21 protein-coding genes are annotated in these 17,456 nt (G+C 64.7%); 11 read left to right on the top strand and 10 right to left on the bottom strand.

The annotated features are described in order from the left end of the window. Positions 1 to 2 precede the first annotated feature (2 nt). The gene (locus tag GPL20_RS32915) at positions 3 to 1,217 is read left to right on the top strand and encodes a hypothetical protein (protein WP_157335769.1); all 1,215 of its coding nucleotides are present in this window, start codon (positions 3 to 5) and stop codon (positions 1,215 to 1,217) included. Here the strand turns inward: GPL20_RS32915 and GPL20_RS32910 are convergent, their stop codons facing one another. Both GPL20_RS32910 and yidD read right to left on the bottom strand, forming a co-directional pair. Further along, positions 1,218 to 1,427 carry a hypothetical protein gene (locus tag GPL20_RS32910; protein ID WP_157335767.1) on the bottom strand — a complete coding sequence of 70 codons (210 nt, stop codon included), beginning with the start codon at positions 1,425 to 1,427 and terminating at the stop codon, positions 1,218 to 1,220. 79 nt (positions 1,428 to 1,506) lie between these two features. Further along, complete coding sequence (yidD, locus tag GPL20_RS32905) at positions 1,507 to 1,845, bottom strand: membrane protein insertion efficiency factor YidD (protein ID WP_157335765.1); 339 nt, start codon at positions 1,843 to 1,845, stop codon at positions 1,507 to 1,509. Positions 1,846 to 2,086: 241 nt separating this feature from the next. On the opposite strand from yidD, the gene GPL20_RS32900 reads away from it, so the two are divergent. After that, positions 2,087 to 2,980, top strand: a complete 894-nt coding sequence (locus GPL20_RS32900) for a COG3904 family protein (RefSeq protein WP_167533319.1) — start codon at positions 2,087 to 2,089, stop codon at positions 2,978 to 2,980. 114 nt (positions 2,981 to 3,094) lie between these two features. On the opposite strand, the gene GPL20_RS32895 is transcribed toward GPL20_RS32900, so the two are convergent. Next, positions 3,095 to 3,550 (bottom strand): iron-sulfur cluster assembly scaffold protein, encoded by a 456-nt coding sequence (locus tag GPL20_RS32895; protein ID WP_157335763.1) that lies wholly within the window; start codon positions 3,548 to 3,550, stop codon positions 3,095 to 3,097. 227 nt (positions 3,551 to 3,777) lie between these two features. Between GPL20_RS32895 and folE the strand changes: the two genes are divergently transcribed. The 4 genes from folE (at position 3,778) to GPL20_RS32870 (ending at position 7,526) form a co-directional block, all read left to right on the top strand. After that, on the top strand, positions 3,778 to 4,470 hold the full coding sequence (gene folE / locus GPL20_RS32890; RefSeq protein ID WP_157335761.1) for a GTP cyclohydrolase I FolE: 693 nt from the start codon (positions 3,778 to 3,780) through the stop codon (positions 4,468 to 4,470). 27 nt (positions 4,471 to 4,497) lie between these two features. After that, a complete protein-coding gene (gene hisI / locus GPL20_RS32885; protein WP_254125086.1) occupies positions 4,498 to 4,920 on the top strand; it encodes a phosphoribosyl-AMP cyclohydrolase in 423 nt (140 codons plus the stop codon). A gap of 172 nt (positions 4,921 to 5,092) precedes the next feature. Then, positions 5,093 to 6,154: a lytic transglycosylase domain-containing protein gene (locus tag GPL20_RS32875; RefSeq protein ID WP_157335805.1), complete on the top strand. Its 1,062-nt coding sequence runs from the start codon at positions 5,093 to 5,095 to the stop codon at positions 6,152 to 6,154. Positions 6,155 to 6,350: 196 nt separating this feature from the next. Next, on the top strand, positions 6,351 to 7,526 hold the full coding sequence (locus tag GPL20_RS32870) for a DUF2336 domain-containing protein (protein ID WP_157335759.1): 1,176 nt from the start codon (positions 6,351 to 6,353) through the stop codon (positions 7,524 to 7,526). A 235-nt stretch (positions 7,527 to 7,761) separates the two neighbouring features. On the opposite strand, the gene GPL20_RS32865 is transcribed toward GPL20_RS32870, so the two are convergent. From GPL20_RS32865 to GPL20_RS32855, 3 genes are all read right to left on the bottom strand, one after another. Beyond that, positions 7,762 to 8,340, bottom strand: coding sequence for an Hpt domain-containing protein (locus tag GPL20_RS32865; RefSeq protein WP_157335757.1), 579 nt, complete (start codon positions 8,338 to 8,340; stop codon positions 7,762 to 7,764). A 29-nt stretch (positions 8,341 to 8,369) separates the two neighbouring features. Beyond that, on the bottom strand, positions 8,370 to 8,915 hold the full coding sequence (locus GPL20_RS32860) for a response regulator (RefSeq protein ID WP_157335755.1): 546 nt from the start codon (positions 8,913 to 8,915) through the stop codon (positions 8,370 to 8,372). A gap of 99 nt (positions 8,916 to 9,014) precedes the next feature. After that, entirely contained in the window at positions 9,015 to 9,794 is a 780-nt protein-coding gene (locus GPL20_RS32855) for an NAD kinase (protein WP_157335753.1), read from the bottom strand. Between the two features lie 249 nt (positions 9,795 to 10,043). Here GPL20_RS32855 and GPL20_RS32850 point away from each other — a divergent pair, with 249 nt between their 5' ends. Continuing rightward, complete coding sequence (locus GPL20_RS32850) at positions 10,044 to 11,609, top strand: S10 family peptidase (RefSeq protein WP_157335751.1); 1,566 nt, start codon at positions 10,044 to 10,046, stop codon at positions 11,607 to 11,609. Here the strand turns inward: GPL20_RS32850 and GPL20_RS32845 are convergent. Both GPL20_RS32845 and GPL20_RS32840 read right to left on the bottom strand, forming a co-directional pair. Next, positions 11,596 to 12,984, bottom strand: a complete 1,389-nt coding sequence (locus GPL20_RS32845; protein ID WP_157335749.1) for a serine hydrolase domain-containing protein — start codon at positions 12,982 to 12,984, stop codon at positions 11,596 to 11,598. The two genes, GPL20_RS32850 and GPL20_RS32845, sit on opposite strands and share 14 nt — an antisense overlap. Positions 12,985 to 13,091: 107 nt before the next feature. Then, a complete protein-coding gene (locus GPL20_RS32840; protein ID WP_157335747.1) occupies positions 13,092 to 13,634 on the bottom strand; it encodes a tetratricopeptide repeat protein in 543 nt (180 codons plus the stop codon). A gap of 249 nt (positions 13,635 to 13,883) precedes the next feature. Between GPL20_RS32840 and GPL20_RS32835 the strand changes: the two genes are divergently transcribed. The 4 genes from GPL20_RS32835 to GPL20_RS32820 all read left to right on the top strand — a co-directional run bounded on the left by GPL20_RS32835 (position 13,884) and on the right by GPL20_RS32820 (position 16,415). Further along, positions 13,884 to 14,285 (top strand): His-rich protein BRANT, encoded by a 402-nt coding sequence (locus GPL20_RS32835; protein WP_157335745.1) that lies wholly within the window; start codon positions 13,884 to 13,886, stop codon positions 14,283 to 14,285. A 244-nt stretch (positions 14,286 to 14,529) separates the two neighbouring features. After that, on the top strand, positions 14,530 to 14,928 hold the full coding sequence (locus tag GPL20_RS32830; RefSeq protein WP_157335743.1) for a hypothetical protein: 399 nt from the start codon (positions 14,530 to 14,532) through the stop codon (positions 14,926 to 14,928). A gap of 288 nt (positions 14,929 to 15,216) precedes the next feature. Continuing rightward, entirely contained in the window at positions 15,217 to 15,924 is a 708-nt protein-coding gene (locus GPL20_RS32825; protein ID WP_157335741.1) for an outer membrane protein, read from the top strand. Positions 15,925 to 16,172: 248 nt separating this feature from the next. Then, positions 16,173 to 16,415 (top strand): DUF6719 family protein, encoded by a 243-nt coding sequence (locus GPL20_RS32820; protein ID WP_157335739.1) that lies wholly within the window; start codon positions 16,173 to 16,175, stop codon positions 16,413 to 16,415. A 27-nt stretch (positions 16,416 to 16,442) separates the two neighbouring features. On the opposite strand, the gene GPL20_RS32815 is transcribed toward GPL20_RS32820, so the two are convergent. After that, a complete protein-coding gene (locus GPL20_RS32815; RefSeq protein WP_157335737.1) occupies positions 16,443 to 16,697 on the bottom strand; it encodes a hypothetical protein in 255 nt (84 codons plus the stop codon). 306 nt (positions 16,698 to 17,003) lie between these two features. Further along, a complete protein-coding gene (locus GPL20_RS32810; protein ID WP_157335735.1) occupies positions 17,004 to 17,381 on the bottom strand; it encodes a hypothetical protein in 378 nt (125 codons plus the stop codon). Positions 17,382 to 17,456 lie beyond the last annotated feature (75 nt).

The following is a 17,456-nucleotide window of genomic DNA, read 5'->3' as shown; positions in this document are numbered from 1 at the left end:
ACATGTTTCGACCCCTGAGAATTGCGGCCGTCACCCTCGCTCTGCTGGCCGCGGCCGTGTCGTCCGCGCATGCCGCCGAGGTCACCTTCGACGACACCGCGCGCTTCCTTGCGGGCATGCAGCCTTCGGCGGACTCGCCGCTGGTGCCGCTCACCAAGGACCCGGGCTGGCAGCGGCATGCAAAATTCCTCGACGGGGCCTTCGCCCAGCTCGAGCAGCGGCAGCTCTCGAAGATCCGCGCCTGGGCCGACGTCAACCTGGCTGCGCCCAGGCCGACCATGTTCTACCTGTTCAGCGGGCCTGACTTCCTTTACGCCAATGCCTTCTATTCCAGGGCGAGCACCTATGTGCTCGGCGCGCTCGAGCCGGTTGGCGCCGTGCCCGACCTGACGCGGCTGCCGCGCGGTTCGGTCGGCGCCGCGCTCTACAATGTCGAGCGCTCGCTCGGCTCGATCCTGAGCTTCTCTTTCTTCATCACCAAGCAGATGAAGGTCGACCTGCATTCCAATCAGGTCAACGGCACCTTGCCGATCCTCTATGTCTTCCTCGCCCGCTCCGGCAAGACGATCCGCAATGTCGAGATGATCGCGCTCGACAACAAGGGCGGGATGCATGCCGCCGGTGACAATCCGGGACCGAATGCAACGCGCGGCGTCCGCATCACCTTTGCCGGCAGCGATGGCGAAGTGCGCACGCTGTATTATTTCTCGACCGACCTTTCCAATCCCGGCGCGCGCTCAGCCGGGTTCCTGAAGTTCTGCGAGACGTTCGGTCCCGGCAACAGCCTGCTCAAGAGCGCGTCCTATCTCCTGCATTCCGGCAATTTCACCGTTGCGCGCGACTGGCTGCTCGCCAACAGTGCGACCATCATCCAGGACGATTCCGGCATTCCGCTCGCCAACTACAATGCGCGGCAATGGCGGTTCTTTCCATTCGGCCGCTACCTCGGACCGATCGACGAATTCCCCGGCCGCTACCAGGAGCGCTACGCCGAATTGTTCACGCGCGCCCAGCCGATCGATTTCGGCGTCGGCTATCGCTGGCGCATGCACGAGTCGAATTTGCTGCTGTCGGTGAAGGTTGCGGGGAGTGAGACTGCGCCGGCCGCGGAGACGACGTCGTCCGCCGAGCCGCCGCCCAAACCACCGCGCCCGAAGCGGCTGCGTCCGCCCGAGTCAATCCCGCCGTCACAAGGACGCTTCTTCTGGTTCCGCTGATTACCAGTGCACGTTCTGGCTCGGCACGATCAAGGCCGTGTTGCTGGGCGGAGTCACAAAGCTCGTTGCCAGATACCAGCCGGCACCGACGGCGAGCGCGAGCAAGGCGATGGTGGCGAGGAGATCCATTGTTCTGGGGTCGTGGTGCCCCTTGGAACCGAGATTTGGCCCAGGCCTGAAGCGAAAATTGGGGCTGATTTTCCAGCGCATTGTTGTTTCCTCCCGTGGGAGCATCACAACAACGCGAGGAGAAAGTCCCGGTTCCGCTCAAGGCAGACTGCAACACTCGCTAGGGCGCATTGACGCCGCGCCATCGGCCATAGCGCCAAGGCAGATACCAGCGCGCGCCTTGCGGCGCCGAGAGCGGAACGTTGTCGATGCCCGAGGTGCCGAAGGGATTGCAGCGGAGCAGGCGCGCGAGTGTCATCCAGCCGCCGGCCCAGAGTCCGAACCGCTCGATCGCCTCGTCGCCATAGACGGAGCAGGTCGGCAAGTGCCGACAATTGTAGCCGACCAGCGGCGACAGCGTATGGCGGTAGAGCCAGATCAGCGCGCGGCCGAATCTGCGCGGGAGCCGAAGCGCACTCATGATGGAACTGGAACAATGCTCGCAGGCTGAATGCTTCATGTGCGCTGTGCTGCAATCGTAGGCGAAGTATTGCACGGTTCCGACGCAGGGAACAGCAAGCTGTTGTTTTCGCGCCATATTTTACGTGCTTTTTGGGAGCAGTGCAGCAAGTCGGTATGGACGAGCTGTATTCGCCCGGATACCATTTTTATGACACCCGTGAAAACATACGACTGTATGATGGACTCATCGAGCGCGAAGCGGGGATAATCGCGCCAATGGGCTTGGGGAAGGAACCAGTTTGAAACTTCTGAAGTCGCTCAACCTTCACGGCTGGTTGTTGGTGGGAACCGCCGCTTGTGGAGTCGTGCTGGCTGGCGCCGTCGCCACCCTGGGCTCGTCCGCCCGCGCCGGCGCAGCGCTGGAAGAGCGCAAGCTGCCGATGAAGTTCAGCTGGGTTGCCTGCGAACCGAACTGTCGCGGCTGGATCAGCGCGGTCGGCATCATCACCGCTGACACGCCCAAGGATTTCGAAGAGTTTTCTCGCGGACGCCAGCTGGGCGGAGCCACTGTGGTGCTCGACTCCAGCGGTGGTTCCGTCAACGACGCGATCACGCTCGGCCGGCGCTTCCGCAATCTCGGACTTTCGACCACGGTCGGCATCAGCGTTCAGAACCGCGGCGGGCAGTCCGCCCGTCCGGCGGTCGCGCCGGAGGCCTATTGCGAATCCATGTGCGTGTTCCTGCTGCTGGCCGGCAAGAAACGCTACGTGCCGGAGGCCGCGCATGTCCGGGTCCACCAGATCTGGATGGGCGATCGCGCTGACGACGCCAAGGCGGCGAGCTACAGCGCCCAGGACCTGATGATCGTGGAGCGCGATATCGGCCGGCTGGCCAAATACACGTTCGATATGGGCGGTGCCGGCGACTTGCTGTCGCTCTCGCTCAGCGTCCCGCCATGGGAGAATCTGCACGAGCTGGACGCCGGCGAGCTGAAGCTCACCAATCTCGTGACGACCGATCTGGTTGCTGACGTGCTGCCGCATGTGGACATCTCCGCGCCGGCAATGGCAGAGCTCGCACCGAAGACGCAGGCCAGGTTCGGCACGGAACCGGAGCAGTCCGCCAAGTCGACCAAGACGGCGGAGGTGTCGGTGCCCACCGGCGCGGCTCCGAGCGCAGCGGTGCAGAAGTAAGCTTCCTATGCCGTCATTCCGGGGCGTCGTGAAACGACGAACCCGGAATCTGGAGATTGCGGCACGAGATTCCGGGTTCGCGCTGGCGCGCGCCCCGGAATGACAATGATGGGATTAGCCCTGCGCTGCGGCCGGCTGCTTTGCCTTCGCCTCGATCTGACCGATGGCATCGACCACGGCATCGAAGGTGAGAAGGGTCGAGGCATGGCGCGCCTTGTAGTCGCGGACCGGCTCGAGGAACTTGATCTCTTCCCATTTGCCTTCAGGAGGCGCGCCGTCCTCCTTCAGCATCTTGCGAACGGTTTCGCGTAACTCACGGAGTTCGCTCGCAGTCGAGCCGACGACGTGACTTGCCATGATGGATGAAGAGGCCTGTCCCAGCGCGCAGGCCTTCACGTCGTGGGCGAAGTCGGTGACGGTATCCCCGTTCATCTTGAGATCGACCTTCACGGTCGAGCCGCACAATTTCGAATGGGCGGTGGCGGTGGCATCGGGGTCCGAAAGTCGTCCGAGGCGCGGAATATTCCCGGCCAGCTCGATGATCCGCTTGTTATAGATGTCGTTCAGCATGTGATGGAGTCCAGCACTTCCTTACCGATCGGCCTTGGCGGGCGTCGTCCACGGCCCTATATAGGGTCGGAACTGGCGGAAAAACAGTCCAGCGGTGATTGAGACTCGCGCGGCCGGCGTGATGACCGGGGGACGTTTTCGCCAAGATGTTCTGTTCAGGCGTCCGGCGGCTTGCCGCCCCGTCTGCCGGTGACACTCCGGCCGCAAGGCCGTCGAACGGAGTCGATATGGACGCTGCAATTAAATCAATCCGCCTCAACAAGCCTTCCGACCGGCAGCCCGAGAGCCGCCCCGCCGAGCTTGATCCCGCCGAATTCCTCGCGGCCGCCGTCCGCGCCGACCAGCCGCGCCCCGCGCGCGCCGAGGCCGAGCAGGCAGTAAAGACGCTGCTCGCCTATATCGGCGAGAATACCGAGCGCGAGGGCCTGCTCGATACGCCGCGCCGCGTCGTCGAGGCTTTCGACGAGCTCTATCAGGGCTACCACCAGTGCCCGGCCGAGGTGCTCGACCGCACCTTCGGCGAGACCGCCGGCTATGACGATTTCGTGCTGGTGCGCGACATCGAATTCACCTCGCAGTGCGAGCATCACATGATGCCGTTCTACGGCAAGGCGCACATCGCCTATACGCCCGTGGAACGCGTCGTCGGCCTGTCCAAGCTCGCCCGCCTGACCGACATCTTCGCCCGCCGGCTCCAGACCCAGGAGCACCTGACGGCGCAGATTGCCGCGGCCATCGACGAGATCCTCAAGCCGCGCGGCGTTGCGGTGCTGATCGAAGCCGAGCATACCTGCATGTCGGTGCGCGGCGTCGCCAAGCATGGCGCTTCGACCTTCACCAGCCGCTTCACCGGCATGTTCCGCGACAATCCGGCGGAGCAGGCCCGTTTCCTGTCAATGGTGCGAGGCCTGCAGCGCTGACCTCGCAAGTTAGCTCGCGAGGGTCCTGTGTCCGCCCACTCCCATGAGATCGAGGAAGGCCTCGGCTTCCTGCCAAAGTTCGATAGCGCCGGCCTCGTGACGGTCGTTGCGACCGACGTCGCCAGCGGCGACGTGCTCATGGTCGCGCACATGAACGAGGAGGCGCTGCGCAAGACCATCGCGACCGGCGAAGCCTGGTATTTCAGCCGCTCGCGCAATGCCTTGTGGCGAAAAGGTGAGACCTCAGGTCAAACCCAGCGTGTGGTCGAGATGCGCACCGATTGCGACCAGGATGCCGTCTGGATCCGCGTCGAGCAGATCGGCGCGGCCTGCCACACCGGCCGCCGGTCGTGCTTCTATCGCAAGGTCGAGGGCGAGGGTGAGGGCGCGAAGCTCGTCTTCGTCGACGCAGAGCGCCTGTTCGATCCGGACGCGGTTTACAAGAAATAGCAAGCCGTCATTCCGGGGCGGCTCGAAGAGCCGAACCCGGAATCTCGAGATTCTCAGGTGCGCAATTGCGCACCAGAGTTCATCGCTGCGCGATGCCCCGGAATGACGGGGGTCGCCAAATTAACCCCGCATTAACCATAACTGTCCCACGGTGAGACGACAGGGCGCCGAATTGCCGGCGCCGCTCAACGCCGCGCGGGGCGGGTGCTCCATCATGTCGGTCGACAATTTTAGTGCCTCTCAGACGGCGGGTCTCGATCCGTCGCGGGCGCGCGTCGCCGGTGCGATCAAGCAGGCGTCCAACCTGACCGGCGTCAGCTTCCAGTACATGCTGACCACCGCCAAGATGGAATCCGATTTCGATCCGACGGCGGGGGCCACGACGTCGTCCGCGCACGGCCTCTACCAGTTCATCGACCAGACCTGGCTTGGCACGGTGAAGGAGGCGGGCGCCCAGCTCGGCTACGGCAGCTACGCCGACGCCATCACCAGGACGTCGTCCGGCACCTACAGCGTCGACGATCCCGTGATGAAGCGGTCGATCATGAAGCTGCGCGATGATCCGGAGGCCGCATCCAGCATGGCGGCGGCGCTGACGCAGTCGAACAGCTTCAAGCTCACCGGCCTGCTCGGCCGCAGGCCGTCCGACAGCGAGCTCTACATGGCGCATTTCATGGGCGTCGGCGGCGCGGCCAAGCTGATCGCCAACGCCGAGGACAATCCGCAAGCGGTCGGCGCTCGGCTGTTTCCCAACGCGGCCGCCGCCAACCGCTCGATCTTCTACGCCAGGGACGGCCGCGCCCGCAGCGTCTCCGAGGTCTATTCGGTGCTGGATGCGCGCTACGCCAGCGCGGCAAATTCGAAGACGACCCGCAGCGCGATGGCGATGTATGGCGGCACGCCGTCGACCACGCAGGTTGCGAGCGCCAACGGCGTGCAGCCGGCCGTGCCGGTGATCGACAACGCCGCCTATCTCCAGACTTTTCCTGATACGCGTGCGGTGACGCCGGTGAGCGCGACGTCGGCGACGACCGTGGCGGACAATGCGTCGACAACGCCGGTGTTTCGTTCGATCTACCAGCCCGGCGACGCCACGCAGCCGGTCTCGACGACGGTGCAGAAACTCTGGGGCAACAATGCCTCGCTGACCTCCGTTGCCTCGGCGGCGCCTGACGTGCGTCCGCCGCAGCCGCTCGATCTCTTCAGCGATCGCAGCGGGACGTTCTCGAGCTAACTTCTCTCGTGTCCCGGACAAGGCGCAGCGCGCGAGCGATGCGGGGTACGCGTACCGAGGCGGCTTGGTTCCCTTAACAAAACGTCAATAAAACCAGCCAGTTATGGTGAACGCTTTGTTAAGCGTCGTGGTTTATTTTGTGTTGCAGGTGACAAGCCGTCACCGCTTCGTCTTCGTTGCGTAAGCCGGAAGCACCATGATCGTTCGGCAGTTCATCAACTGGATCAGGACGGCGCCCGCCGGCGAGCGGGCCGAGGCGACGCGGGCATTGGCTCGCGCCTGGCTGATCTCAGACCTTTCCCATGACGACCGCGTCGCCGCCGAAGGCGCGCTTCTGATGCTGCTCGACGATCCCTCGCCGCTGGTGCGGCAGGCGATGGCGGAAGCCTTCGCGCGCAGCATCGAAGCGCCGGCGGCGATCGTGCGCGCGCTGTCGGCGGACCAGCCGTCGGTGGCGCTGCCCGTGCTCGAACATTCTCCGCTGCTGATCGATGCCGATCTCGTCGACATCGTCGCGACCGGCAATGACGAAGTGCAGTGCGCGGTCGCCCGCCGCATCGCGCTGCCGGTCTCGGTCTGCGCGGCGATCGCCGAAGTCGGCTGCGCGGCCTCGGCGCTCGAGCTGATCGAAAATCCGCATGCCGAGCTCGCGCCGTTCTCGTGGAATCGCATCGTCGAGCGCCACGGCCATCTCGCCGCAATCCGCGAGGCGATGCTGGTGCTGGACGATCTGCCTGCCGCAACGCGCGCGGCGCTGGTGGCAAAACTCTCCGAGACGCTCGCGCAGTTCGTCGTGGCGCGGAACTGGCTGAGCGCCGACCGCGCCGAGCGCGTGACGATCGAGGCGCGCGACCGTTCCACCATCAACATCGCGGCGCGCTCGCGCGGCGACGACATGCGGGGCCTGGTGCATCACCTCCGCGTCACCGGCCAGCTCACCGCGGGTCTCATCTTGCGCGCGCTGCTGTCGAGCAATCTCGATCTGTTCGATGCGGCACTCGCTGAACTCGCCGATCTGCCGCTGGCGCGCGTCTCGGCGCTGCTGCACGACCGCGGTGGCAACAGCCTGCACGCGCTGCTGCGCCGCGCCGGGCTGCCCGAGGCGACGTTCGCGGCGTTCCAGGTCGCGCTCGATGCCTGCCACGAGCAAGGTTTTGTCGACAGCGACGACGGCGCGGCGCGGCTGCGCCGGCGCATGGTCGAGCGCGTGCTCACCCATTGCGAGACCGACCGCGGCGCCGCCGAGCCGCTGATGGTCCTGCTCCGCCGCTTCGCCACCGAATCCGCCCGCGAGGAAGCGCGGCTGTTCTGCGACGAGCTCGTTGCGGACGAGGCGATCGCGCCGGTCTATGATGATCTGATCGCGGCGTAACAGAAGGTGGGTAAAGGCGCGCAGCGCCGAGCCCACGATCTATCCGCACGGTTTGGGTCAATTGGTGGGCACGCTTCGCTTTGCCCACCCTACGATTCTGATCGTGGCGATAGAGCAGGGGCGTAACCCAACGCTCCGTCAGTGCGAGCGCAGCGAAGCAATCCAGACTGTCACCGCGGAAAGATTCTGGATTGCTTCGCTGCGCTCGCAATGACGAGGAGCGAGAGTTGGCCCGTTACTCTGCCGGCACGATGCTCGGCGCCAGGATCGCCTCGAGATGCTCGGGGCGATCGCGGTTGACGTCGGCGAGATAGTCGTCGGCAACCTTGCGCAGGCGGCGGCTGAGCTCGACCGAGACGCTGGTGCTGTCGAGCCTGGTGTTCTCGTGCACGATCGCGACGATGGCATTGACGTGATGCGTGAACAGCTCGGCCGGCACCTTCGCTAGATTGGGCGCATGCTCGATCACCCGGCAAAGGCTTTCGGCGATGCTGGCGGCCGAGGGATAGCCGAATGTCGCGGCATCACCCTTGATATCGTGTGCGGCGTGGAACAGCTCCTCGCGCCGCTTGTCGTTGAAGCCTTCATTCTGCGCGGCCGTCCAGGCGGCGGACAGCCTGTCGACCTCGATTGCCATCCAGTCCTTGAACTCGCCGGACAGAGCCGCCAGCGCCTGCTCGGCGCGCGCCACCGGATCGTCCATGTCCGGGGTCTTGACCCGGCGCAGAACCTTCCGCAGCGGATTGGGCTGGGTGATCACGTGATGCGTGGCGAAGGCCTTGACCTCGATGTCCTTTGCGCTGTTCTTCGCCATGATGCCTGCCCCGACCGCTGGAGGTTGCGCTAGATGGAGGACTTCGCCTTGTCGAGCAGCGATGGCTGCTGGAGCACCTCGTGCTTTTCGCCGACGCGGCGCTCCGGGCCCATATAGGCGGAGTTGGTGTTGCGGCGCCGGTCCGGGCCGAAATAGGTTTTGGTCTTGATGAAGGGCCGGGGATTGGCGACCACGTTGAGGATGCGCTGGTAGAGCCCCTTGGCCGAGATCGGCTTGGCCAGGAATTCCGTGACGCCGGCATCGCGCGCGACCGTGACGCGGCGTTTCTCGGAATGGCCGGTCAGCATGATGATCGGCGCGTAAGGGTTGCCCTTGGATTCCGGCTGCCGGATCATCTGCGCGAGTTCGAGCCCGTCGAAGATCGGCATCGCCCAGTCGGTGATGACGATGTCGGGCACGTAATGGCTGTACATTTCCAGCGCCGTGGCGCCGTCCTCGGCCTCATAGACCTCGCGCGCGCCGAACGAGTGCAGCAGCGTCCGCAGGATGCGGCGCATGTGCGGATTGTCGTCGCAGACGAGGAAGCGCAGCTTGTTGAAGTCGATACGGAACATGACGCCCGGGCCAAAGCGGTCAACCTTCGTTAACCATATCGTGCCGGGGGTTAACGAAGGGTTGCGACCGGGCCCCGCGGGCGTGCGGGGGCAGGCGAGTTAATAGCCGAACTGCTCGCGCAGGATGCGCTCTTCCAGGCTGTGGCCGGGGTCGAACAGCATGCGCATCGAGATGGTCTTGTCGGACAGGACCTCGACGCGGCGGACGTCGCGCACCTCGTCATGGTCGGCGACGGCCGCCACAGGCCGCTTGTCACCCTCCAGCACCTCGATGACGACATAGGCCGTGTTCGGCAGCAGCGCGCCGCGCCAGCGGCGCGGGCGGAAGGCGCTGATCGGCGTCAGCGCCAGCAGCGCGGCGTTGATTGGCAGGATCGGCCCCTGGGCGGACAGATTGTAGGCGGTCGACCCCGCCGGCGTCGCCACCATGATGCCGTCGGCGATCAGCTCGGACATGCGCTCGCGCTCGTCGATCAGGATCCTCAAGCGCGCGGCCTGGTAGGTCTGCCGGAACAGGGCGACCTCGTTGATGGCGTGGTGCAGATGGACGCGGTCGTTGACGTCGGTCGCGCGCATCAGGAGCGGATTGATCTCGGATTCATGCGCCGCCTCGAGCCGCGCGCGCAGATCGTGCGTCGAGTATTCGTTCATCAGGAAGCCGACCGTGCCGCGGTGCATGCCGTAGATCGGCTTTCCCGTGTGCATGTTCTGGTGCAGCGTCTGGAGCATCAAGCCGTCACCGCCGAGCGCGACGACGACGTCGGCTTCCCTGGGGTCACAATTGCCGTAGTCCCGGGTGAGCTGGCTGAAGGCGCTCTGCGCCTCGCTGCTCGGGCTGGCAACGAAGGCGATCCGGTCGTATCGCGAGGACTTGGTCATGGCTTCCCAGGCAGGTGCCGCTGGCTCGAGTAAGTTCCGCCGGGCTCGTCTATACGACCTGGGGCTCCATTGTCGAGGACGACCGCCTCGCGGGGCGAGCCGGCGGCCGGCTATCCCATTTTAGGGGCAAAACGGGGACCTGATCGGCCTGTTCTGGCGCCGCTTGACCGGTGATCCCCCAAACCGTCGCAATTCCTCGCTAGCTTGCCGGTGTGTACCGGCTCTCAGAGCCGGACAGGGAGAACGATCATGGTTACGAGTTTGCCGGCGCTCCGTCGCGCGACCCTGGTGCTTGCAGTGTCGGCCTTTGCGCTCGCAGGATTTGCGCACGCCGATGATCCGCCGCAGCCGCGTTCCGAGACGGCGGCGCCAACCGGACAGAAGGGCGGGCGCGGTGGCGCGCAGACCGCATCGCAGGCGTCGTCGCCGGCCGCCGAGCCGCATCGCCTGCCTGCCGATTCGACCACGAAGCAGACGCTCGATCTGCCCGGCCGCACCCTCAACTTCGCCGCGACCGCCGGTTCGATCCGTGTGTTCGACGGCAAGGGCGAGCCGCTGGCCGACATCGCCTACACGTCCTACGAACTCGACGGCGCCGACCGCGCGACGCGCCCCGTGACGTTCCTGTTCAACGGCGGGCCCGGTGCCTCTTCGGCATGGCTCCAGTTCGGCGCTGCCGGCCCGTGGCGACTGCCGCTCGATGGCGAAGCTCTCTCGCCGTCGGCCTCGCCCGAGGTGAAGCCGAACGCCGAGACCTGGCTCGACTTCACCGATCTCGTCTTCATCGATCCCGTCAGCACCGGCTACAGCCGCTTCGTTGCCAGTGGCGAGGATGCGCGCAAGTCCTTCTACTCCGTCGACGGCGACGTCAATTCGATCGCACTCGTGATCCGCCGCTGGCTGGAGAAGCATGACCGGCTGGTTTCCCCGAAATACGTTGCGGGGGAGAGCTATGGCGGCATCCGCGGGCCGAAGGTGGTGCGCCAGTTGCAGCTCCAGCATGGGGTCGGCGTCAGGGGATTGATCCTGGTGTCGCCGCTGTTCGACTTCCGCGAGTTCACCGGCACGAGCCTCCTGCAATATGTCGCGACGCTTCCGAGCTATGTGGCGGTGGCGCGCGAAGCCAAGGGACCGGTCAAGCGCGCCGATCTCGCCGACGTCGAGGCTTATGCGCGCGGCGAATTCCTGGCTGATCTCGTCAAAGGGGCGGCGGACAAGGAGGCCACGACCCGTCTCGCCGACAAGGTCGCCGAGCTCACCGGTATCGACCAGGCGGTAAGCCGCAGGCTCGCCGGCCGGTTCGACGTCGGCGAATTCCGCCGCGAGCTCGATCGCAAGAACGGCAAGGTGACGGGGCGCTACGATGCCTCCGTGCGCGGCTTCGATCCCTATCCGGATTCCAGCAGCTCACGCTTCGGCGATCCCTCGGGCGATGCGCTTCAGGCGCCGCTCACGAGTGCCGCAGTCGATGTCCTGACGCGCAAGCTCAACTGGCGGCCGGACGGCTCCTATGAAGTCCTGAACGGCGCCGTCGAGGGCCACTGGGATTTCGGCCGCGGCATCAACCCGCCGCAATCGGTATCCGAGCTGCGCCAGATCCTCGCCACCGACGCGAAGCTGAACGTTGTGGTCGCGCACGGCCTGTTCGATCTCGCGACGCCCTATTTCGGATCGAAGCGGGTGCTCGACCAGCTGCCGGCCTTTGCGACACAGCGCGTGAAGTTCGTCGTCTATCCCGGCGGCCACATGTTCTATTCCCGCGACGGCTCGAGGCAGGCGTTGCGGAGCGAGGTCGAGGCTCTCATCCGGGAGTAGGCCGCCGCTTGCGTGGCGGATACCGGCGCGCGATCTCGCGCGCCACCACGCGCTCCGGCTTGATGTTGGCACCGGCGATCCAGATGTCGCTGATCCTCCCGCGCTTGTCGCGGACGCGGCGGACCGGCTCGCCATGGCTTGCGTAGCCGGCGGCCCAGGTGAGCTTGCCGGTGTCGCGGCCGGTGACCTCGATCTCGGCGGCATCCATGAACGGGTTGTTGAACTGCGGATTGGCGACGAGCACGCGGTTGCCGATCGGCACGAGATCGCTCGCGCCCCAGATCGTCCACCAGCGGCCGGTCCAGTCGCGCACGCCCCGGTTCGGTGCGCCGCGGGTCTGAAAGACGCGCAGGATCTGCATTGCGCCATCCATCCAGAACGGCGCCGCGCCGTCGATGGAGTTGCTGAGGATGCTGATCGCAAGCTCGCAAGCGGGAATGGAGCAGGTCCGGGAGATGTAGCCCTGGAAACCGCCGCCATGGCCGAACCAGTCCCAGCCGTCGGTCTTGCCGGCATTGACGCCCAAGCCGTAATAGCCCTCGAAGCTCTGCGGGATGCGCCAATGATGGCGCGTCATTTCGCGACGGCTCGCGACCGACAGCACGCTCTTTTTCGCATTGGGCGCGAGCTGCGCGAAGAAGCGGGCCGTATCGCCGGCGGTCGCGACGAAACCTGCGGCGGACGCCATCGCCTGCGCGGGATTGTCGCCGGGGACCACACAGCGCTCGCCAAACGGCAGCTTTCGCGTGTGACCGCGCGCGAACGGCGCGCCCTTGGGAAGCGGCACGTTCGGTTCGGTCTCGCGCAAGCCGGCCGGCGCGATGATCTCGCGTTTGATCCAGACCGGGTAGGGCTCCTTCGTCACGGCTTCGATCACGAGGCCGATCAGACCAAAGCCGTGATTGGAATACTTGAAACGCGTGCCGGGCTCGATCGCGGTCGGCAGCTTCAACTCCGCGAGCAGCTCCGTGGCGTCGAGATAGGGGCGGCTGTCGATGAACTGGCCGGAATCGGCGCCGTCACGCGTCAGGCCCGCGCTGTGCGAGAGCACCTGCGCAATCGTCGTCTCGGCAACGCGCGGATGCAGGCCGCCGACATATTGGCCGATGGGATCGTCGAGCCGGATCTTGCGCTGCTCGCGCAGTTTCATGATGCCGGCCGAGGTAAAGCTCTTCGAATGCGAGGCAATGCGGAAGCGATGGCGCGGGGTGAGCTTCTCGCCGGTGTCGAGATTGGCGAAGCCGAACGCATGTTCGGCGACGACCTCGCCGCGATGGGCGAATGCGACGATGACGCCTGGCTGCTGGATTGTCATCAGTTGGTATTCGATCCAGGAGCCGATGTAGTCGATCGCGGATCGCAGCCACGGGTCCATTGCGCACCAATTTGCGAGGGGGAAAGGTGCGCAAGGCTACCCGAGAAAGCAGAACGGGCACAACCCAAAGGTTGTGCCCGTTCGCTCGATTGCAAAAATGCGGGTCTTCAGTAGACGAGCGTCGCGCCGGTCGGCTTGTCGAGCGCCGCGGCAAGCGAGCGATATTCGGAGCTGTCGGTGCCGGCGAGCGAGGCGATCTTGTTCAGGTGATACTGCGCCTGCTCGCGGTTGCCCTGCTCGAGCTGCCAGAGGCCGTAATACTGCCAGGTGCGAACGTGGTTCGGATCGTCCTTCAGTGCCAGCTCGTAATAGACCTTCGACGACTGGTAGTCGCCCAGCTTGCGGTAGGAGTATCCGATCAAATTGGCGACATCGGCGACGTCATCGCGCTTCAGCGACTTCAGCTGATCGATCGCGCCCGTGTAGTCGTGGCGGTCGTAGATCGTGGTGTAAGCGGTGCGATAGGCCGCTAGGAATTTGGGATCGCTGACGGAGGAGCTCTTCTTCTTCCCCTTTTTGGTCGAGGTGTCCGACTTCGGTGGCGAGGAAGGCTCGTCGCTACCAGCGGCATAGGCACTGGTCAGCATTGGCCCGGCCGCCAGCGCCATCGAGACAAGTCCCGGCACCAGAAGCATTGAGAGTCTGCGCATTGATGTTCTCCCGTATGGAACGTGGCGATCCTACACGATTGCCCGAAGACCGGAACACCCATGGGGCAAAAACATTCCCGCTTCGCACGATCATTCGTCCTGCCGCAGATGACAAACTTGTCATCGAGATGAACGGAAGCCTGCAAGGACCTTCAGAACGGGTTCAGTGCGCTGCCCCTAGGCTCTCACCTACGATCGAAGGGCTGGTGAGAGGGCGCCGCCTCAAGATCCTTCCAAGAGGAGACCACCATGTTGAAGACCATTTCTGCAGCCTTGCTCGCAGCTTCCGTGATCGCAGCCCCGGCCTTCGCCGCCGAGGCCGGCAAGACCACCACGACCGCACCGGTGATCAAGGCGGACCAGAGCCAGACCAAGGCGTCGGCCACCGCCGCGAAACCCGACGCAGGTGTCAAGGCTGATGCCAAGACTTCCGATGCCAAGACCCCCGATGCCAAGGCCGCCGACGTCAAGGTGGACACCAAGTCGAAGCCAATGAACGCCAATGCCGCGGTCACGTCCGACGAGCAAAAGACCGTGCGCACGCATCGCCATCACCACAAGCAGGTGTCGACCAAGAAGTCGCTGAAGGCGCAGCCGGACGTCGCCAAGCCGGACGTCACCAAGCCGGCGGCCACCGACAAGCGCAGCTAACCTGATCCTCCGCGGCGGCATCCTGCATTGCCCAGCCGCCGCGTGCGGAATTCAGGCCCGGCCTGTCCGTCATGCCTCATGCGAAAGCGTGAGGGGGTGGCGGCGGGCCGGTGCGCGTTTGTGTCTGTGTGGAAGTCGCAAGCGAATTCTCTTACAAATTCCCCTGACGCAACCTTGAGGCTAGAACGTCTCCGGGTCGGAATAGCGGAGAGCGTGAGCTGTGGGGCGATTGGCGAAACGTGCGATGGTCCTGGTATTGCCGCTGGCGCTCGCGGCGTGCTTCGGCAGCGATGGTGACCGTGCGTCCCTGATCGACGGGACCCAGGCCGGAGGGCCGCAGCCCTTTCCCGACAATTTCCGTAGCGACACGCTGGCCTTGATGCGCAGCTATCTGAACAATCCGGTCGGAGTGCGCGATGCCGGCATGGCCGATCCGGTGCTGCGCGAGGTTGGCGGGCGCCAGTTCTATGTGAGCTGCCTGCACTTCACCCCGCGCGAGACCGATGGCAGCTACAAGGGCGTGCGCGAGCGCGCCGTCGTCTTCGTCAATGGGCGGGCCGACCGCGTCATTGACCGGGCCAACGAGCTCTGCGCCGGTGCGGTTTACGCCCCCTTTCCGCAACTGGAAAAGATGACGCGGTAACGCAAAGCTGGTCTTCATCCGCCCGGTGGTAGGACGAAAGTCGCCGGAGCCGCTGGATCACATTTCGGCGAGCTTTGAACGGGGTGGTTTCACCTTGCGACAAATTGTTACGGGACGTCTTGCGCCGACGGCCAGTTTTTTCGGGGCAAGCAGACGTGACGGAACCAAATCGCGTTGTTGCCAGCCCGTCACAGTCACGAACGATCACCGTTCCGGCATCGCCGCCAAGCAACCAAATTCACGCCACGTTGTTTGCTGAGGGTCGAATTTGAGAGAACGGGGATAATCATGCGAACGATATTGCTGGGCGCAGCGGCTCTGCTTGCGCTGGCAGCGCCAGCCGCAGCAGCCGACATGCAGCCGCGCACCTACACCAAGGCTCCGGTCTATACTCCGCCTCAAGTGATCTACAACTGGACCGGTTTCTACATCGGCGGCCATGTCGGCGGCGCCTTTGCCGGCGACAACAGCTTCCAGTCGAGCGACGCCCGCTTCCTGGGCGGCGTGCAGGGCGGTTTCGACTACCAGTTCGCGCCCAACTGGGTGGTGGGTATCGAGGCCCAGTATTCCTGGCTGCCGACCAACAGCAACGGTGTCACGTTCCCGCTCGGTACGCAGGTGACGTCCAATACCGACCAGCTCGGGTCGGTCACCGGCCGCATCGGCTACACCTGGGGTCCGACACTGCTCTACGCCAAGGGCGGTTATGCCTGGCGCAATAACGGCCTCGGCGTCAACATCGCCGGCGTGCCGCAGGCCTTTACCACCACCGGCAACAGCAAGGACGGTTACACCGTCGGCGCCGGCCTCGAATACATGTTTGCACCGAGCTGGTCGGCCAAAGCCGAATACCAGTATTATAATTTCGGCAGCACCACCTTTACCTCCGGCCCGGCCGACGTCGTCGGCGTCCGCGGCCGGGAGGACGAGCATACCGTCAAGGTAGGCGTGAACTACCGCTTCGGCTGGGGCGGGCCGCCGGCCTCGCGCTACTGACGCACCCTCCGCATCAGTACCTGACAAAGGCCGGCCCCCGCCGGCCTTTCGTTTACAGTCTTGTGTTTGCCAGCCCGAATTTGCTTACCGTCAACCATCTGGCGCGTCGTTTGCAAGCAAACAGTCTTGCGCGCGCCTTCTCACGCGCGTCATAGGGGCCGGGTAAAGCAAAAATAATTTTTGCGGTTTACGGAACTCGCGCTCCGGAACGCGTTATAGAGAATTACCGGGCTGGTGGGACGACGGACATGCGTATCTTTGTGTCGGCAGTGGTGTTTTCCTGCGTGATCTGCCTGCCGTGCTCTGCACAGACAATCCTCAAATCCGAACCTCTGATGCTGGCACCTTATGAGGTGGCCTTCGTCAAGGACGCTTCCTGTCCGTCGGGTAAAGTGATGAAGGTCACCGGCGCAATCCGCGGGCTGCATCGCCGGAAGGCCTGTGTGGCGCTGGCAGGCGAGCAGGCATCGCTTGCGACCGCGACCCCCTGAGACGCCGACCCGGTTTGGAGCCGGACCTCAAGTATTCAGCTCGAGCTCCATCCTCGATTGCTGCTCGGCCTCCGCCTTGTTCTTGGCGGGGTCCTCGCCCTGGGCGACCCGGCAGGGCTTGATCTCGTAGTCGTTGTCGAGCACCCGGCGTGGCCCGGGACGCTCGTCGTCGGAGCTGACATCCACGACGAGGCCACTCCGCTGGGCGAGCTTCCAGACATCGGACTCATCAGGATAGGCCTTGCTGATCTGGGCGTCGTTGCAGAACAGGGCGTAGGGCATTCTTTCCGCTCCAGGAAAGCCCGTTAACGACTTCATCCGGCGAGGCGTTCCAGGCCGGCAGTTCGATCACGGCGCCGTGAACGGTGCGCCCGGGCCCTGAGTCGTAAACGAGTCCTGAATCCCCAAAAAAAGAATCCCTGGGACTCTCCGGCCGGAATCAGCGGATGTTTTCGGCCATGACGAGCGACCTGAAAACCTCCTGCGGGCACATGCTGCTGCCCCTGACGCTGGCGCTGTTCGGCGCCTGCGCGGCCAATCTCTGGCTGGTGTGGTCCTGGCTGTAGGCTCCAGACTGGAGCACCGGCCCTAGTTTTCGGCCGGTGGACGGGGAGAGCCGTCGCGGATGGCGGCGCGCAATTTGGTCAGGGTGGCCGCGCAATATTCCTCGCGTTCGCGCTCGAACCGCTCCTGATGCTTGCGGAAATTGGCGATCCGGGCCTGCATCTCGCTGCGGAAATCGCTGCCTGCCCGTGCCGGCGCGGGCTGGACGGGCTGAGCCCGCGAAGGGGGCTGGGGCGGCCCGACCTCGACGGTCACGGTCTCAATCGCGACGATCTCGACGGTTGCCGCCGGCGAATCCGATGGCACGCCAGGCTGAAGGACGTCGTCCTTCCTGCCCGTGACCGATTGGACGAAGGCCAGTGTCTGCGCGATCAGTGCGTCGCGTTCCCGGATCCACTTCATGGTCCACCTCAGCGGTAGCTCATTCCATCAAAGCGGCTGCCCCAAATCAAGCTCATCCGCAATGGGGATTGCATA

It is taken from the genome of Bradyrhizobium cajani (genome assembly GCF_009759665.1).
GTDB classification, from domain to species: domain Bacteria; phylum Pseudomonadota; class Alphaproteobacteria; order Rhizobiales; family Xanthobacteraceae; genus Bradyrhizobium; species Bradyrhizobium cajani.
This window is presented reverse-complemented; position numbering and strand designations above follow the sequence as displayed.

Bases quoted from the DNA above. Each gene is read 5' to 3' on its own strand.
- GPL20_RS32915 (WP_157335769.1), top strand. From the start codon at position 3: ATGTTTCGACCCCTGAGAATTGCGGCCGTCACCCTCGCTCTGCTGGCC.
- GPL20_RS32910 (WP_157335767.1), bottom strand. From the start codon at position 1,427: ATGCGCTGGAAAATCAGCCCCAATTTTCGCTTCAGGCCTGGGCCAAAT.
- yidD (WP_157335765.1), bottom strand. From the start codon at position 1,845: ATGAAGCATTCAGCCTGCGAGCATTGTTCCAGTTCCATCATGAGTGCG.
- GPL20_RS32895 (WP_157335763.1), bottom strand. From the start codon at position 3,550: ATGCTGAACGACATCTATAACAAGCGGATCATCGAGCTGGCCGGGAAT.
- folE (WP_157335761.1), top strand. From the start codon at position 3,778: ATGGACGCTGCAATTAAATCAATCCGCCTCAACAAGCCTTCCGACCGG.
- GPL20_RS32870 (WP_157335759.1), top strand. From the start codon at position 6,351: ATGATCGTTCGGCAGTTCATCAACTGGATCAGGACGGCGCCCGCCGGC.
- GPL20_RS32865 (WP_157335757.1), bottom strand. From the start codon at position 8,340: ATGGCGAAGAACAGCGCAAAGGACATCGAGGTCAAGGCCTTCGCCACG.
- GPL20_RS32860 (WP_157335755.1), bottom strand. From the start codon at position 8,915: ATGTTCCGTATCGACTTCAACAAGCTGCGCTTCCTCGTCTGCGACGAC.
- GPL20_RS32855 (WP_157335753.1), bottom strand. From the start codon at position 9,794: ATGACCAAGTCCTCGCGATACGACCGGATCGCCTTCGTTGCCAGCCCG.
- GPL20_RS32850 (WP_157335751.1), top strand. From the start codon at position 10,044: ATGGTTACGAGTTTGCCGGCGCTCCGTCGCGCGACCCTGGTGCTTGCA.
- GPL20_RS32845 (WP_157335749.1), bottom strand. From the start codon at position 12,984: ATGGACCCGTGGCTGCGATCCGCGATCGACTACATCGGCTCCTGGATC.
- GPL20_RS32840 (WP_157335747.1), bottom strand. From the start codon at position 13,634: ATGCGCAGACTCTCAATGCTTCTGGTGCCGGGACTTGTCTCGATGGCG.
- GPL20_RS32835 (WP_157335745.1), top strand. From the start codon at position 13,884: ATGTTGAAGACCATTTCTGCAGCCTTGCTCGCAGCTTCCGTGATCGCA.
- GPL20_RS32830 (WP_157335743.1), top strand. From the start codon at position 14,530: ATGGTCCTGGTATTGCCGCTGGCGCTCGCGGCGTGCTTCGGCAGCGAT.
- GPL20_RS32825 (WP_157335741.1), top strand. From the start codon at position 15,217: ATGCGAACGATATTGCTGGGCGCAGCGGCTCTGCTTGCGCTGGCAGCG.
- GPL20_RS32820 (WP_157335739.1), top strand. From the start codon at position 16,173: ATGCGTATCTTTGTGTCGGCAGTGGTGTTTTCCTGCGTGATCTGCCTG.
- GPL20_RS32815 (WP_157335737.1), bottom strand. From the start codon at position 16,697: ATGCCCTACGCCCTGTTCTGCAACGACGCCCAGATCAGCAAGGCCTAT.
- GPL20_RS32810 (WP_157335735.1), bottom strand. From the start codon at position 17,381: ATGAAGTGGATCCGGGAACGCGACGCACTGATCGCGCAGACACTGGCC.